The 17,085-nt window shown below is 39.1% G+C and carries 14 protein-coding genes; 6 read left to right on the forward strand and 8 right to left on the reverse strand.

The annotated features are described in order from the left end of the window. Positions 1–12: 12 nt before the first annotated feature. Positions 13–297, reverse strand: a complete 285-nt coding sequence (locus tag HUN22_RS08605) for a GNAT family N-acetyltransferase (RefSeq protein ID WP_017390443.1) — start codon at positions 295–297, stop codon at positions 13–15. Positions 298–560: 263 nt separating this feature from the next. Between HUN22_RS08605 and HUN22_RS08610 the strand changes: the two genes are divergently transcribed. Beyond that, complete coding sequence (locus HUN22_RS08610) at positions 561–1,766, forward strand: MFS transporter (protein ID WP_174728128.1); 1,206 nt, start codon at positions 561–563, stop codon at positions 1,764–1,766. On the opposite strand, the gene HUN22_RS08615 is transcribed toward HUN22_RS08610, so the two are convergent. Further along, a complete protein-coding gene (locus HUN22_RS08615; RefSeq protein WP_174728131.1) occupies positions 1,744–2,634 on the reverse strand; it encodes a LysR family transcriptional regulator in 891 nt (296 codons plus the stop codon). The genes HUN22_RS08610 and HUN22_RS08615 overlap by 23 nt on opposite strands. A gap of 287 nt (positions 2,635–2,921) precedes the next feature. On the opposite strand from HUN22_RS08615, the gene HUN22_RS08620 reads away from it, so the two are divergent. Next, a complete protein-coding gene (locus tag HUN22_RS08620; protein WP_174728133.1) occupies positions 2,922–3,398 on the forward strand; it encodes a cyclophilin-like fold protein in 477 nt (158 codons plus the stop codon). 43 nt (positions 3,399–3,441) lie between these two features. After that, on the forward strand, positions 3,442–4,512 hold the full coding sequence (locus HUN22_RS08625; protein WP_174728136.1) for an alpha/beta hydrolase: 1,071 nt from the start codon (positions 3,442–3,444) through the stop codon (positions 4,510–4,512). Between the two features lie 46 nt (positions 4,513–4,558). Here the strand turns inward: HUN22_RS08625 and HUN22_RS08630 are convergent, their stop codons facing one another. Both HUN22_RS08630 and HUN22_RS08635 read right to left on the reverse strand, forming a co-directional pair. Continuing rightward, a complete protein-coding gene (locus HUN22_RS08630) occupies positions 4,559–5,518 on the reverse strand; it encodes a response regulator transcription factor (RefSeq protein WP_174728139.1) in 960 nt (319 codons plus the stop codon). Beyond that, positions 5,515–8,979, reverse strand: a complete 3,465-nt coding sequence (locus HUN22_RS08635; RefSeq protein WP_174728157.1) for a hybrid sensor histidine kinase/response regulator — start codon at positions 8,977–8,979, stop codon at positions 5,515–5,517. The genes HUN22_RS08630 and HUN22_RS08635 overlap by 4 nt, the downstream gene beginning before the upstream one ends. A 195-nt stretch (positions 8,980–9,174) precedes the next feature. Between HUN22_RS08635 and HUN22_RS08640 the strand changes: the two genes are divergently transcribed. Then, complete coding sequence (locus tag HUN22_RS08640; protein WP_174728142.1) at positions 9,175–10,791, forward strand: purine-cytosine permease family protein; 1,617 nt, start codon at positions 9,175–9,177, stop codon at positions 10,789–10,791. A gap of 55 nt (positions 10,792–10,846) precedes the next feature. Here HUN22_RS08640 and HUN22_RS08645 read toward each other — a convergent pair whose 3' ends face one another. Then, entirely contained in the window at positions 10,847–11,302 is a 456-nt protein-coding gene (locus tag HUN22_RS08645; RefSeq protein WP_000376211.1) for an Lrp/AsnC family transcriptional regulator, read from the reverse strand. A 156-nt stretch (positions 11,303–11,458) separates the two neighbouring features. Here HUN22_RS08645 and HUN22_RS08650 point away from each other — a divergent pair, with 156 nt between their 5' ends. After that, positions 11,459–12,070: a LysE family translocator gene (locus HUN22_RS08650; protein WP_174728145.1), complete on the forward strand. Its 612-nt coding sequence runs from the start codon at positions 11,459–11,461 to the stop codon at positions 12,068–12,070. Between the two features lie 69 nt (positions 12,071–12,139). Here the strand turns inward: HUN22_RS08650 and HUN22_RS08655 are convergent, their stop codons facing one another. Then, a complete protein-coding gene (locus HUN22_RS08655) occupies positions 12,140–12,751 on the reverse strand; it encodes a LexA family protein (protein ID WP_174728148.1) in 612 nt (203 codons plus the stop codon). A 287-nt stretch (positions 12,752–13,038) separates the two neighbouring features. Between HUN22_RS08655 and HUN22_RS08660 the strand changes: the two genes are divergently transcribed. Continuing rightward, positions 13,039–13,272: a hypothetical protein gene (locus tag HUN22_RS08660; protein WP_002114518.1), complete on the forward strand. Its 234-nt coding sequence runs from the start codon at positions 13,039–13,041 to the stop codon at positions 13,270–13,272. A gap of 69 nt (positions 13,273–13,341) precedes the next feature. Here the strand turns inward: HUN22_RS08660 and katE are convergent, their stop codons facing one another. Both katE and HUN22_RS08670 read right to left on the reverse strand, forming a co-directional pair. Further along, entirely contained in the window at positions 13,342–15,486 is a 2,145-nt protein-coding gene (gene katE, locus HUN22_RS08665; protein ID WP_174728151.1) for a catalase HPII, read from the reverse strand. Positions 15,487–15,537: 51 nt separating this feature from the next. After that, positions 15,538–16,941, reverse strand: a complete 1,404-nt coding sequence (locus HUN22_RS08670; protein ID WP_174728154.1) for an iron-containing redox enzyme family protein — start codon at positions 16,939–16,941, stop codon at positions 15,538–15,540. Positions 16,942–17,085: the final 144 nt, after the last annotated feature.

A 17,085-nucleotide genomic window follows, 5' to 3' on the forward strand; every position in this document is an offset into this window, starting at 1 on the left:
TCAATCTATTGCTTACTTTCTAAGTACATCACCAATGCTTGGGTCTTTATCAAAAACCGATTTTGCATATGGACAAAGCGGAATTACTTTCACTTCTTTTTCACGAACAAAGGCCACCAAAGCATCAAGTAATTGGCGACCTACACCTTGTCCCCGATAATTTTCATTTACATCTGTGGCATCAATAATTAGCATGCCTTCGCCAGCCCATGTATAAGTCATTTCACCAGCAACCGTTTCACCATCAAGTAGGCTAAAGCTGCCGTGTTTTGTATCATCTTTTTGTTGAATATTCACAATGAATTCCTCGTATTACGACTCATATTTATTTAGAAATGACTTTGTATAATCTTTATCTATAAGAACAAATTTAAGTGTAAAAAAATAGCCTGTTTTTAGCAGCGAGTCTGTATGCTTTTTAAATACAATTCATGCATAAAACTCATAATTCTATTCGTAATTCTGCATCTAATGCTCTCAAATCATTACTGTTAAGCTCTGCGACCAGATTTTATTCATTTCATTTATGAACATTTAACGGTTTTAAAGTCGGAACTTTTATGTCTTCTTTTCATCAAATTGAGCAAGATACACATGAAAATAACACACCTGCATGGGGTGCTGTATTTGTAATGTCACTATGCTGCGCAGTATTAATTGCCTCAGAATTCATGCCCGTAAGTTTACTCACACCAATCTCTTCAGATTTAAATATGAGTGAAGGGCAAGTGGGTCAAGCAATCGCAATTTCTGGTATTTTTGCTGTGATGACCAGCCTGTCTATTAGTCGTATATTTAAGGCATGGGACCGACGTCATATCATTTTATTACTCACCCTACTGATGATTGCTTCGGGCATAGTCATTACATTTGCCCATTCTGCGGCTTTGTTTATGTTGGGTCGTGCAATCTTAGGCGTAGTGATTGGTGGTTTTTGGGCAATGTCGACATCAATTGTCATGCGACTCGTTCCTCCGCTTTCAGTACCTAAAGCACTCGGTTTATTAAATGGCGGAAATGCTCTATCCACCACAATTGCAGCACCATTAGGAAGTTTTTTGGGTTCAATTATTGGCTGGCGTGGTGCTTTTTTCTGTATTGTACCCATCGCGATTGTTGCACTTATTTGGCAATTTAAAAGTATGCCTTCTCTTCCTGCAATATTGTCAGTTGAGAAATCTAAAAATCCATTTGGTTTACTAAAACGCCCAATTGTACTTTATGGGATGACCGGAATTTTATTACTCTTTATGGGCCAATTTGCGCTATTTACCTATCTACGCCCATTTCTAGAAACCGTTACTCATGTCGATGCGACAATGCTATCCATTTTATTATTAATATTGGGTTTAGCAGGTTTAGTGGGTACATTTGTAATTAGTTTAATTCTCCACCAACATGTTTATCGTTATCTGATTCTTATTCCTTTAATGATGGCAAGCATTGCTTATGCCTTCGTACTTGGTGGTCAGCATTTGTGGTTGGTCGCAATATTAATGGGTTTATGGGGCTTTATTGGAACTTCGGCACCTGTCGCATGGAACACATGGCTTGCCCAAACACTACATCAAGATACTGAGGTTGGTGGCGGTTTAATGGTTGCCATTATTCAGTTTGCAATTACTTTGGGAGCAATGTTAGGCGGCGTGTTATATGACTCACATGGCTATACCGCGACATTTTATCTGAGCGCTATTATCTTATTGTTAGGGTCTATCACTGCTTTTCTTACATGGCGTAGTGCTACTCACGCAACACATCAATAACCAATCGTAACGCAGGTGAAAGTTGTCTGCGATGTGGGTAGTACAAATGGTATCCGGGAAACTGGATACTATAATCTTTTAAGACCTGCACAAGCTTCCCCTCTTTTAAATCTTCTCGAATCAAATCTTCGGGAATATAAGCAAGTCCAAGTCCAGCTCTAACCGCCTCGACGATATCGTAGCTTTCATTAAATATCCATTGCCCCTGAATTTTGATTTTTGACTCTTGACCATCTTTGACAAATTCCCATGCGTAAACACTGCCTTGAGTCGTTAAACGAAAGCCAATACATTGATGACTCAATAAATCTTTCGGTGTTTGTGGAATTCCATATTTTTCAAAATATTGTGGCGTTGCAATCACCGCCATTTTGACATCTGGGCTAATACGTACCGCAATCATCCCATCAGCCACACGGCTTCCGAAACGAACGCCTGCATCAAACCGCTCAGCAACAATATCGACCATCCCACTATTAGCCGTTAGTTCAACTTGTACATCTGGATACTCACCTGTAATCTTTTTAAGTTTTGGAATCAATACTTCCCGTATTGCATGGCTACTGGCATTAATTCGAACTGTACCAGCGGGTTGGTCTCGAAATGATGTTAAAAGCGATAATTCATTATCAATCTGGTCAAAGCTAGCGCTAATGGTTTGCTTTAACCTTTCACCTGCTGCTGTTGGTGAAACACTACGAGTGGTTCGGGTCAGTAGCAACATGCCTAAACGCTCTTCTAAACCGCGAATGGTATGGCTTAGTGCAGACTGCGAAATTCCCATTTTCCCAGCAGCCTTCGTAAAACTCCCTTCTCGAGCCACCATTAAAAAAGCATAAAGATCATTATAGTTTTCTTTATTTATCATCTGCTTTATCTCTTATTGGGGAGTCAACCTCATTATAAAGGATAAAACTATTCATGAATATTACTCATAAGTCCATGTTTGTTTTTTAGACTAATTATTAAAAAGAAGATTCGTTAAAATCCATATCAAGCAGTAAACATGAAGATTTAAATAAACTGAGGCGATGATTATGAGTCATTTTTATTAATGTAAAAAATTAATAAATTCCACTCATATCTTTACGTTAAAGAATAAATAGCTTCATTGCACTTATATGCTTTTTTCTTAAAGAAGTGAGGTGATTTGATATGGCTAATCATAGGTTTTTTAAAGGCTTAGTCAGCCTATGTGTTTTGTTCTCAGTGACTTCCGCTTCTTATGCAATAAAGCCTCAAGGTAAAAATCAACAAAGGTTATCCATAATGAAAATCCGTATTGATATTGATGGAACACAGCAACCGCTATTTGCCACATTAGCCATGTCACCTACTGTTGAAGATTTTGCCAAACAGCTTCCACTGACATTAACACTTAAAGATTATGACTCTACTGAAAAAATAGCCGACCTACCCGCCAAGCTAACTACACAAAATGCACCCAATGGCTATGCAGGAAAAGCGGGTGATCTTACCTATTATGCTCCGTGGGGCAATCTGGCTTTTTTCTATAAAGATTCACCTGTTGGTTACGCGAATGGCCTCATTTTTCTTGGGAAACTTGATGTAATTCCTCAACAATTTAAGCAGAACCAACCCATCAAAATTTCAATTTCCCAAATCAAATAAGCATGAATTAATCCCCCCTTTAAATAGTTTTATTGAGGTATCTATGACTACATCTCCCTTATTTAAAAAGCTTAAAACCCATACAGCGGCTGCAATTTGTGCAGCAACTATTGGTCTATTTTCTTCAACTTCTGGTATGGCGGCCGATATGTCTAATGGTGCAAATAACTTCTATCAAAGTCAGCAAGTGACTATTCAAAAAGTCACTTTTAAAAATCAATACAACATGGAAATAGTTGGTAATCTGGTTATTCCCAAAAACCTAAATAAAAAGGTTAAAGCGCCTGCTATTGTAATTGGTCACCCAATGGGAGCCGTGAAAGAACAAAGCTCTATGCTATATGCACAGAAATTGGCTGAACAAGGTTTTGTAACCTTAGCAATTGATCAATCATTTTGGGGTGAAAGCGCGGGCCAACCAAGAAATGTGGTTGCACCAGACATTTATGCAGAAGCGTTTAGTGCCGCTTTAGATTATTTGGGAACACAATCTTTCATTGATCCTAATAATATTGGTGTATTAGGTATTTGTGGAAGCGGGAGTTTTGTCATTAGTGCAGCGAAAATTGATCCTCGTATGAAGGCCATAGCAACTGTCAGTATGTATGATATGGGAGCAGCAAACCGCAATGGCTTACGTCACTCACAAACCGTAGAGCAAAGAAAGCAAATTATTGCAGAAGCCGCTGCACAGCGTTATGTTGAATTTAAAGGTGGTGAAACCAAATATACCAGCGGGACTACGCATGAGCTAACAGCAGATACACACCCTATTCAACGCGAGTTTTATGACTTTTATCGTACTTCACGCGGAGAATATACGCCTAAAGGCTCATCGAGAGAGCTTACGACCCACCCAACTCTCACAAGTAATGTCAAATTTTTAAACTTCTACCCATTTAACGACATTGAAACGATTTCACCACGTCCGATGTTGTTTATTACAGGTGATCAGGCCCATTCAAAAGAGTTTAGTGAGGAAGCTTATAAACTCGCAGGCCAACCTAAAGAACTTTACTACGTTAAAGGCGCTGGACATGTTGATTTATATGATCGGGTCGATCTCATTCCATTTAATAAATTAACCAGTTTCTTTAAACAGAACTTGAAGTAAGAAAAATAATAGAGGCTCGATGGGGCCTCTAGCTTTTTTAATTAACTTAATGAAACTCTTGCACCAGACTATTAATGTGCACCACAGCAGCAGTTCGATTTTCAACACAAAGTTTTTCAAAAACATGCTCTAAATGCTTGTTTACCGTCCGTGGACTAAGCTCCAAAATTTCTGCAATATCTTTATTGGTTTTCCCTAACAACAACCAGTGCATGACTTCTGCCTCACGTTGAGTCAACTGAGGACAGTATTTCAAAATATCAGCCATTTCCAAAGCTGGCGTAGATGTTTTTATCTGTATGAGATAGTTTTTTGCCACACTTGGTTCAGTTTCCCACGGCGTGAGCAATAAAAGCTGTAATTGCTGAGATGGTGTCGAATAAGAACAGCTGGTTAATTTTTTGGGGTCTTTTTCTTGCTCTAAGTCTGAAAACCAAGCTTTTAAGCCTGCCTCAAAACCCTCTAATTCAGGTAAATATTGGTTTAGTAAATCACTGGCTTTTTGAGTTTTCCACACAATTTTACCGTGAACATCTAACGCAAGAATTGCTGTTTCCGTTGCATCAATCACCTGTTTTTGTTGTTGCAATAGTTTGGCATGTGCCAAATGTGTTTTTACCCTCGCTAATACTTCTTCAATATTCAGTGGCTTGGTTACATAGTCCACCCCGCCGACCTGAAAACCACGCACAATATGCTCTGTTTCCGACAAGCCTGTCATAAATATAACGGGAATAAACTGCGTAATTGGACTCGCTTTAAGCTGTATGCAACTTTCAAAACCATCCATATGTGGCATATTGCCATCGAGTAAAATCATATCGGGTAAGCATCGGTGCGCGATTTCAATTGCACTTAACCCATCCGTTGTGACAAGCACGCGATAACCTGCCTGATCCAGACTTTCATGTAGCAAACCCAAGTTTTCCGGTACATCATCCACAATCAGAATAACAGCCTGCTCAGTTATTGAAGCCTGCTGAAAAGAAACATGTTGCGTACTCATTGCTTATCCTGAATCAATCGTTGCGCGTGTTTTAAATCAAACTTTTGAATAGCCTGTTCAACCTGTTCCCATAACTCATCATGCTCAGGAAAATTTTGACGACATTGCGTTAAAGTCTGTTGAATTCCACGAATATAGCCCTGTCCAATTAAATCATTTAACTGTTGCAAGCTTTGCGGTAAATCGAGCAGATCATTATTTTCCAGTTGTTGGAGTGGCGTATGAACAGCGCTTTGCTCTTGCTTAAACACGTTTATATCAAGTGCTTGAACTTCATTATTTTCAAGTATTGCATCTGATTTAGAATCAATCCATACCAAACCTAATTTGTCCCCAATTTTACTCAGCAACAAATTGAGGTCGATTGGTTTTAACATAAAGTCTTCACTTAAGACTGCATCTTGTGGATTGACTTCACGCTCGCCTGCATTCGCTGAAATAATTAAGATCGGCACATTGGTAATATTATTCTGACGCAATAATCGTGCAGTTTCCCAACCGCCCATCAAAGGCATATTTAAATCCATCAAAATCAGGTTAGGTTGAAAAATAGGTACTCTTCTTAAACAGTCAATGCCCGACTCGGCTTCTTCAATCATAAATCCTAAAGGTTTGAGAAAATTAGCAACTAGGCCTCGATCCACCGCTTCATTATCGACAACCAAAATTCGTTTTCGTTCGCCTTGATAGCCTGTAATTTGGTTGGAGTAAACATTAGAAATCGGATGCACTACTTCTTTTGAAGGTAAATAAAACTTAATCTTAAATTGTGAACCCTGATTGAGTTGACTAGTCACAGATAGCTGGCCACCCAGTAAATCGACCAATAATTTTACAATTGGAAGCCCAAGCCCTGTTCCAGTAAATCCGCCTTGTACTACATTACTGCCCCGTTCAAACGGATTAAAGATTCGCTCTAAATCTGCCTCGGCAATACCACAGCCCGTATCTCTAATTTCAAAATAAGCTGTTTGGAAGCGGTACTCGACTTTCAAAGTAATTGTTCCGCTCGTCGTAAACTTTAAAGCATTGCCCAGTAAATTGATGAGCACTTGCTCTAGGCGTTTTTTGTCGGTACGGACATAGTGTGGTAGATTCTCTCCAATTTCATAAATAAACTGTAAATTCTTCTGTTCAAACTGTGGCTGAAACATTTGAATAATTTGTTCTATGAAATTTGGGAAATGAACATCCACTACATTTAAAGAAATTTTACCTGTTTCGATTCGTGCTAAATCTAGTAAACCGTCAATCAGTGAAGTCAGATGTTGACCACTGCGGCTAATCACACCGAGCGCCATTTTACCTTGTTCTGAAAGCTGCTCTTGTTTTTGAAGTAATTGGCTATAGCCCAAAATACTATTTAGAGGTGTTCTTAGTTCGTGGCTAATGCCAATGACATAACGGCTTTTGGCATCATTTGCCCGTTCTGCTGCTATTCTAGCGTCTTGTAAGTCTTTTGAAGTGACTTCATGGGCAGCAATTTCATCAATCAATAATGCTGTTTGCTGATGTGTTTCAATTTCAGCATTACGGCGGCTTTCATCGTTTAACACTAACCACCATGCAGCAACACTCATCAATAAAAATAAAATGGTGTAAATTTTGACAAACAGTGTAAATAACTGAGGAACGGCTGCCGCATTGATTGTTTCTAAATAGGTTTTTTCTTGGATATAAACCAGACTTAAACTCACTGCCAAAACAATAGACAGCCCTAAAGTCAGTAATAAATATAAACTGACCCTGCTATTTAAACGACTAGCCCAACGTTCTGGTAAATAGTGCCAAATGGCTTTTTTGAGTTGTACTGACCAGCGTGCATCAGGTTTACATAAATCGTGGCAGCGTGCTTCAAGTGAACAGCATAAAGAGCAAATCGTACCGTTATAGGCTGGGCAGCCCGCCATATCAGCAAGTTCATAGTCCCGTTCACACACGACACAGTTAGCAACCGACGTCGCCTGAATTTTTTCAGGCTGACGTGCAATGTAATATTTGCCTTTGGTTAAGTAAGCAATAACAGGCACGCATAAAACCGCACTCCCCAAGGCAATAAAACTTGCCAATCCTTTTGCCATGAGCCCGAAAAAGCCCAAATAGCTTAGCATCGATAACACTGAAGCAATCAGTAAAGCACCCACACCTACGGGATTAATGTCATATAAATAAGCACGGCGAAATTCGATTCCTTTTGGACTTAGACCTAAAGGCTTACAGATAATTAAATCGGCAACGACAGCCCCAATCCATGCCAAAGCAATATTGCTATATAACCCCAAAATACGTTCAACCGCATGGCTAACCCCCATTTCCATCAAAACAATAGCAATAAAAACGTTAAAAAGAAGCCAGACAATTCGCCCCGGATGACTATGAGTTAAACGGGCAAAAAAGTTTGACCATGCCAATGAACCAGCATAGGCATTGGTCATATTAATTTTAATTTGCGCCAAGCAAACCAGTGCTAAAGTGAGAATTAAAGCAAGCTGCGGATTTGGAATAAATTGCTGATAGGCAATCCAATACAGATAAGTCGGATTGTCTAGTTCAGAGACAGGAATAAACAGCTGAAAAGCCAACACCATCAGCAACATGCCCATCAAAACTTTTAGAAATCCGAAAATAATCCAAGATGGGCCACCTAAAAAAACGGCAAAACGCCATGCGGTTCTGTTCTTTTCTTTTTGCGGTAAAAAGCGTAAATAGTCGGCTTGCTCACCAATTTGGATCACAAATGAAAAAATAAGAGTGCACGCCGCACCAAAGTAATACAGGTTAAAGTCTGTTGAATTTGAAACCGCACCAACAAAATGCAGGCTACTACTTAAAATTTGTGGCTGTTTCCAAAGTACAAAAAACCACGGTAATAACAGTAATAAGAGCCAGATTGGTTGTGTGATCGCCTGAACTTTATTAATAAAACCAATGCCTTTGACCACTAAAGGCAAAATCACTAATGCAGAAATTAAGTAACCAATAACTTGTGGAATACCTAAGGCAAGTTCAAGTGCCATCGCCATAATTGCGGCTTCAAACGCAAGCAAAATAAAGGTAAAGCTGGCATAAATCAGAGACGTAATGGTCGAGCCAATATAGCCAAAACCTGCACCACGAGTAAGCAAATCGACGTCTACATTATATTTTGCAGCGTAATAACTAATCGGCCAACTGGTCAAAAATATGATGGTACATACGACAATTGCTGCCCATAACGCATTGCTAAAGCCATATTGCCAAAGCATGGTTGCCCCAATGGCTTCCATCGCCAAAAAGCTGACTGTCGAGATTGCGGTATTGGTTACCGTCCAAGGCGACCATTTTCTTACTGAGGTGGGTGCATAGCGGAGCGCATAATCTTCGATACTTTCATCTGCCACCCAAATATTATATTCACGACGTGTTTTGATCACACGTTGTGGCGCTTTTTGGGGACGTGAAATATCTGACATAACACTCATGTTTGGCATGTGGCTGTATTAAACTCAGCAATCCTTATGCCAAAAGTCATTTATCATGGCGATTTTCTCGAATACGCACATATACGCAAAATAACGTATTTTCAATTTTCCCCAAAAATCACACACTCAAAACCATCAAAAAACAATGATCAATATTTGTGTTGATTGACCGAAAATGATTGGGAGATTGATGTTATGAGTGTATCTGAACATCCAAATCTGGACACTGTGCAAGGTACAGATTCACAAAAAGCAGTGAATGAAACCTTAGAAGATTATACTTTACGTTATGCTCCACACAGCTTTCGGCGCTGGAGTCCCAAAGTTGTTGCTATTACTGCACTTGGTGGTATTGCCTATCTTGCTGACTTTTCTATTGGCGCCAGTATTGGTATGTCTTACGGAACAACCAATGCTGTTTTCTCCATTTTATTTGCAGCGATTATTATCTTCTTAACCGGCATTCCTTTAGCCTACTACGCAGCTCGCTATAACATCGACCTTGACTTGATTACCCGCGGTGCAGGTTTTGGTTATATCGGTTCGGTCCTGACCAGTATCATTTTCGCCAGTTTCACCTTTATTTTCTTTGCCCTTGAAGGTTCAATCATGGCGCAAGGGTTATTGCTCGGTTTAGGTATTCCGCTTTGGGCCGGCTATCTCATCTCAACTGTGATGGTCATTCCACTCGTCATTTACGGCATGAAAGCTTTAAGTAAATTACAAGTCTGGACTACCCCGCTTTGGCTCGTTCTGATGATTGGTCCAGTGGCCTATCTAATTTACCAAGAACCTGCCTTAGTCAGCCAATTTGCTACTTTTACAGGTAAAGAAGGTTTTGCAACTGTAGACATGGCAGCAATCATGTTAGGTGCGGGTATTTGTTTATCGCTAATCATGCAAATTGGTGAGCAAATTGATTACTTACGTTTCATGCCTGCTAAAACAAAAGAAAATAGCAAAGCATGGTGGGCAGCCGTAATTTCAGCGGGTCCGGGTTGGGTGATTTTAGGCGCAATTAAACAAATTATTGGGGCATTTTTAGGGTTCTATTTACTCACTAAAATACCAGGCGTAAACAGCACTGAGCCTGTTCAACAGTTTAATGCAGCGTTTCATGACATGCTTCCAGGTTGGGCTGCTTTAACACTTGCAGTGATTTTGGTGGTTATTTCTCAAATTAAAATTAATGTGACCAATGCTTACTCTGGTTCCCTTGCATGGACAAGTGCCTACACTCGTATTAGCAAACATTATCCGGGCCGTATTGTCTTTGTGATGGTGAACTTGGCAATTGCGCTTGCTTTGATGGAAGGCAACATGTTTGCGGTACTGGGTAAAATCTTAGGGTTCTATTCAAACTTTGCGATTGCTTGGGTTGTAGTTGTTGCAACAGACATTTCAATCAACAAATATGTTTTAAAACTTTCACCAAAAGAACCGGAATATCGCCGTGACATGCTCTACAACGTAAACCCTGTCGGTATGGTTGCATTCCTTGTATCAGCAGGCTTATCAATTGCAGCATTCTTCGGCTTACTAGGTAGCTTCTTAGCACCTTACTCACCGCTTATCGCACTTGTACTTGCCTTTGTATTAACACCAATCATGGGCTTATTAACCAAAGGAAAATACTACATCAAGTCACACGATGACGGTATCAAAGAACCGCGTTACGATGCTGAAGGAACTCCTGTCGCTACAGTTTATCACTGCCGCGTATGTGAGCAAGGTTATGAGCGTCCAGATATTATGTTCTCTCACAAACATAACGGCACGATCTGTTCTTTGTGTAAAACACTCGACGCTTAACTCTCTTACCAACTAAAAAAGAAGCTTTAAAGCTTCTTTTTTTATATCTGATGATTTAGCCAATCGGAAATAAACGTTCAGGCACCACATCTTTCATCACAATGGTTGAGATGAGCCGTTGTACACTTGGAATAGCAGATAGCTTTTCATCATACAAACGCTGAAAAGCAGGTAAATCTTTAGCCACCACATGCAGCAAATAGTCTGGCTCACCAAACAAACGTTGGGCCTGAATAATTTGTGGAATATCAATTACGGCATTTTCAAACTTCTCGACTGCCTGTTTATCGCCCTCTTTAAGCGTAATAAAAACAATCGCTGAAAATTCAAATCCCACTAAGTTTGGGTCGAGTTCTGCCCGATAGCCTTTGATGGCTCCCGACTCTTCTAAAGCCTTCACTCGTCTATGACAAGGTGAAATGCTCAAACCGACTTTTTCTGCCAACTCGGTGATAGATAATCGGCCATTTAATTGCAATTCAGCAAGAATCTTTTTATCTGTGCGATCCATTTAGAAAAATTTACCCCAAATGAGTGTGATATGAGCAAACATTTAAAAGCACATTCTAAATACATGAGCATATTATTTTCAACAAGCTCGAATAAATAGGGATTTTTTCTAAATCACGAGCGAAACCTTTGGAAAATAGTTTGCCGAGAGAAGCATATGGCTTTTAACATTTTTATTGCATTTTGGAGTGTCTCCATTCTTTTTATTATTACGCCAGGGGCAGACTGGGCCTATGCCATTTCGGCAGGAATTAAGGGAAAAGTCGTTGTACCCGCCGTTGCAGGTATGCTATTTGGGCACTTGATTACGATTTTATTGGTAGCGGCGGGTGTTGGTCTGCTTGTAGCAAATAATCCAACTGCTCTGATGATCCTCACGGTCGCGGGTTCTGCTTATTTGTTATGGATGGGAATAAACTTATTACTTACCCCTCCTACTCCCAACGAATCCGATTCTGAAAAAGCTCAGTCATGGTTGAGCTGGGCAACCAAAGGTGTTTATGTGAGTGGCTTAAACCCAAAAGTTTTTTTACTCTTTTTAGCCCTGCTTCCTCAATTTATTGACACTACTGCTTCATGGCCCGTAACGACACAGATTCTTGCCTTTGGTATTGTCCACATGATTAGCTGCGCAATTATTTACTTAATGGTGGGTTATGGTTCAGAGGCTATTTTGAAAACCAGACCACAAGCAGCACAGTTAGTGGGCCGTTTTTCAGGTGGTTTGATGGTTGCTATCGCAACGTGCTTATTGATTGGGCAAATTTAAAAGTCATTCAACAAAAGTTACTGGCCTCCATTTCAGGTCAGTAACTTGAATAATAAATATGGGAAAAATTTATCTCATTCGTTTGAGGTTATAAGTCACCACTCCCCAAATCACCAATTCCTGCCCCTCTTCAATATAAATATTTTGATAATCAGGGTTTTCAGCTTTTAGCCAAACTTTAGGTGGCTGAAATTGACTATCAATCATTAAGCGCTTAACTGTGAAATCATTGTCGATGAGTGCAATTACAATATCGCCCGATTTGGCGGGAATACTGCGGTCCACAATAAGTGGATCATCAATATCAATTCCCGCATCTAACATTGACAAAGAGTTCGCTTTGACAATAAACGTGGCATTTTCATTTCTAATTAAATATTCATTTAAATCGAGTGCTTGTTCGATATCATCTTGTGCAGGCGAAGGAAAACCTGCTGCAACACGTTCTGTTGCTAAAGGAATATGATAAATTTTATCGTTGTTCGGATGCACTGGTTGAACATTAAGTTTTGAGTTAAAGTCAGTCAAGTTATTGGTTTTGACATTATTCAGTAACCAATTTTTGATAAAGTTAACTTGAGACTCGGGAACACGAATCACTTTGGTGGGTTCATTGAACTGTGCTTTACGTCCGGCATTTTCTCGTACACCGCCATGCTCGAACTCTTTTTTCTTTGGCATATCGCCTCCCTCTTCACTGTTCAAATCCTACACAAACAATGTAACTTGAAAAAGTTACATTTTCAAGTTGACGAAATATTTTTTTTGCATAACAATAAATCTCATGATCAGATTTTAATCCATTTTGCTTTTAACAGGGATGTTTTAACCAAAATGGCAATTTGAAGAAAATCAAAACCTATTTCGGAATAGTCGTTATCGCTGACTGTTTTTGATTTTTATCAAATGAGATTCTGAACACTTAACATTCTGGTTAAATTCAGTTTTTTGGTATGGAGACATGCGAAATGAAAAATCAACGTGATGCGGTTTTAGGTTATGCAAACGAGCAACATGCTTACTATATCCGCCTGATTGAAAATGATGCGGTTTTAGGTGAAAGCTATGGATTATTTTGTGAAAATCCGGATAGCGAAGCAGCCGAAAGTATTATGACGACACTGTTCTTGAAAAAATCTTTTTGGTTAAACGGGTCTGAATACCTTGATATTGTAAAAGGCCTGCAACCTCTCCCTCAGTAAATACAGTAACTAAGCTAAAAAACAAAGGAGGCAAAAGCCTCCTTTGTTTTAAACGAAGTGCCCTGAAATTTAAGCTGGTATCTGGGTAGCTATTTGTTCTCGTGACCAAACACGATGAGCCATGATCAGTTTTTTGAATTTTTCAGCAATAGGCTGGAATTCATCTTCAGCTAAAGTACCTTCATCGGCAACTAAACCTAGCGGTTCGAGCAAATCAGATTTATTCCCTAAAAACGCAATTGGCTTTAAATGCTTGTAAGCTTCGAGTACATAGTGGCGCGCTACGCCATCTTGCAGCACGGCATTTAAGTTATCGCCATCAGGAATAATCACGGCATCATACGCAATCGAAGGTTCAGCCATTTGCATACCATCAGCCGTAATAGTTTTGTCTTGATGATCTTTTACAGGAGCTAAGCTTGGCGCTAATAAATGAAGAGTCACACCTTCTTTAATTGCCCATTTTTTCATCACCTCCAACTCATCAGATTTCACTAAATTATGGATGAGTACAGCAACTTTTCGACCTTGAATATCTTGTGGTGGAAAAGCCAAGAAAGATAATTTAGCCGATTTTTCAACTGTAGTTTTCTTATAATCGAGCGTTAAATCAGGCACTTCAATTCCTAAATTAGCGCCTACTTGTCGAGCTAAATCAAGATCAATATTTGCCAAAATTTGTTGAACTTGGCGCTCACGGATGTGTTTTCGTTGCACTTTACTTAGCTCAAAAGTATAGGCGTCGACCACGTGCTTTTGCTCATGCGGGGCAAGACTCTTGTAGTAAAGGCGTGGTTGTGAAAAGTGATCGGAAAAAGTTTCACTTCTTTGACGAAGTTTATGTCCGCTAATCTTTTCAGGATAGCTTTCAAAGCCACCATTTGAAGCTGCGGGTGGTGTTTCTGCTGGCCAATCATTATCAATTGAGTTTGGTTGATATGAAGCCTGACCTTTGTGAATGGTATGTTGGTGAATACCATCACGTTGATTATTGTGGAATGGACATACAGGTTTATTGATCGGGATTTGATGGAAGTTTGGCCCACCTAAACGACTTAATTGCGTATCGGTGTACGAAAATAGACGTGCTTGTAAAAGTGGGTCATTTGTAAAATCGATCCCTGGCACAATGTGTCCCGGACAGAAAGCCACCTGCTCTGTTTCTGCAAAGAAATTATCTACATTGCGGTTCAAAACAAATCGGCCAATTGGTGTCACTGGAACCAACTCTTCAGGAATAATTTTTGTTGGATCTAACAAATCGAAGTCAAAGTTCATTTCATCTTCTTCTTCGACAATTTGCACACCCAATTCCCATTCTGGATAAACCCCATTCTCAATCGCTTCATAAAGATCACGACGGTGGAAATCCGGATCTTTACCTGCAAGTTTTTGAGCTTCATCCCACACTAAAGCACTTAAGCCTTGTTTAGGTGTCCAGTGGAATTTCACAAAATGTGATTTTCCTTGTGCATTAATGAGACGGAAGGTATGAACACCAAAGCCCTGAATTGAGCGTAGATTACGTGGAATAGCACGATCTGACATTGCCCAAATTACTGCGTGGGCTGATTCAGGCACTAAAGACACAAAATCCCAAAAAGTATCATGTGCACTTGCCCCAGTTGGCATTTCTGTATCTGGTTCAGGTTTTACGGCATGCACGAAGTCTGGAAACTTAATACCATCTTGTACAAAAAATACAGGTGCATTGTTACCCACTAAATCGAAATTACCTTCTTGGGTATAAAACTTAATTGCGAAACCACGGATATCACGAACCGTATCAGCAGAGCCACGTGGTCCTTGCACAGTTGAGAAACGTACAAAAATTGGTGTCTGAATGCTTGGATCAGTTAAAAATCCCGCTTTTGTTAAACGCTCATTTCCTTCATAGGCTTGAAAGTAACCATGTGCACCGACACCACGCGCATGCACAATACGTTCAGGAATACGCTCGTGGTCAAAATGAGTAATCTTCTCGCGTAAAATAAAATCTTCTAATAGCGTCGAACCACGAATACCTGCTCTTAAGCTATTCTCGTTATCCGCTATTTTAACGCCTTGGTTTGTGGTTAATGCCTCATTGGTTGCATCATCTCTGACTGAGTCTAATTGTTCAGTTTTTTGGGTAGTATTGGCTTTATTTGCAGCGTCAGCACCAGCCATTTCACTTGTTTTATTTGTTGATTTAACATTATCAGTCATGTTCATTACCTATGTTTTTAAAGTTAAACGTGGGGTGAATTAGAAAAACTTCATGGGTTAGTTTTTGTTAAAGGAACTTAAATATGGAAAAAGGAGCTCGACATATTTACGTGTGCTCCAAAGTCCAATACTTTTATGATGTGAATCTGGGGCCAAAAACGGAATCAACTTACTTATCTTTACGGCAAGATCGGGAGTCTGACCTATACGTTCTTGCAGTGCATCCAGTTCGCCATCAGAAATATAGCTAAAGAGATAATCTTGAATTCGCTGGCTATTTTTTAGCTCTCTGCTATAAGCTAAAAAGTTAGAAGAATGGTCACTACCAGCCATCCAGTCATGAATAATTTGACGTTCTACAGGGTTAAATACCCCAAACATTTTTCCATTTTCTTTATTAATCATTCGCCAGAACACGCTCTGTTCGGGGTCACTATTAAATTTAATCCATTTATGATCAATGAGATGTGTAATCAGCCTATTAATGTCTTCTGGATTTGATAACCATTGATTAATGGTTTTACATCCAAATTGTCTTGTTTCATTATGAATGAGCTGCCCCACGAGCGCTTTTCTTTTTAAAATTTTAAGAACTAAATCTTCAAGACTTAAGTTTTGAATAATTTTAGAAGATGAGACACCATGGCTATTAAGCGCAAAACCGCGCCTCAATTTATTAAAGAAAAGTTCTTTATCTCTATATTTATCATAAATATTTTCTATAACTTTAATTGCTTTATCTGCATGTCCGTTATCAATGTTATCGATAGTGATGTGCAAATTAAAATATTTAGAATCAATACCTAGTTCTGCAAGCTCATAATTACTAATAAGTAAATGAAGTGGTAATTGCTCATAGCCTAAATTAAAGCCGACGATTTCTGGAATAAATTCAGGCGGAGCATAACCAAGTGCCAGCTGAATCACTGCATTATGATAATATTCATCTTCTAATAGCAGATCAAAACTATCGAGCCCGAGACTACGTAGCAAGTCATCATAGATACAGACATGATTTGCTTTTGGCTCGCCTAATCCTAGCTCCTCAAGATAGGTAATAATAAGATCATGGAATACTGGATCATTCCAGTAACGAATTGAACTATATAGCCATGCGCCATCTACTTTTTTTGTTGGAGAGACTTTAATTAAAAATTCGAAGGCTTGACCGACATTTTGGAAGTACTCTCTTTCGCCCCCGTTTTGCCTACGATTAAGATAAGTCTGAAATAACTCACAATTTTTTTTATTGTCATTTTTACACCATTCTTTAATCGTTTTTATAGTTGTAGGAAAATCAATTTCCTTTTGATCTATTTCTTTGTTAAGAAAATCTCTTGCTTTCTTTTCTTTTTCAAAACTAGAAATATCAGAATCAAGGAAAAAAACAAACAATTCGTAATAGTTTTGTTGATTATCTTGTAATAAGTCTAATAATCTTTCTTTCACTACAACAGGCATTTCTATTCTCCTTTAGTGAGATATAAATTACCATACTTCAGCTAAACTATAATCCCAGCTTATCTTTGTTATATTACGTTATCAAGAAATGACTTATAATTTTAAAACCCCTAAATTTCAATTAGATAAAAAGTAACGAAAAGT

This window comes from Acinetobacter lactucae, from assembly GCF_013344765.1.
GTDB classification, from domain to species: domain Bacteria; phylum Pseudomonadota; class Gammaproteobacteria; order Pseudomonadales; family Moraxellaceae; genus Acinetobacter; species Acinetobacter lactucae_A.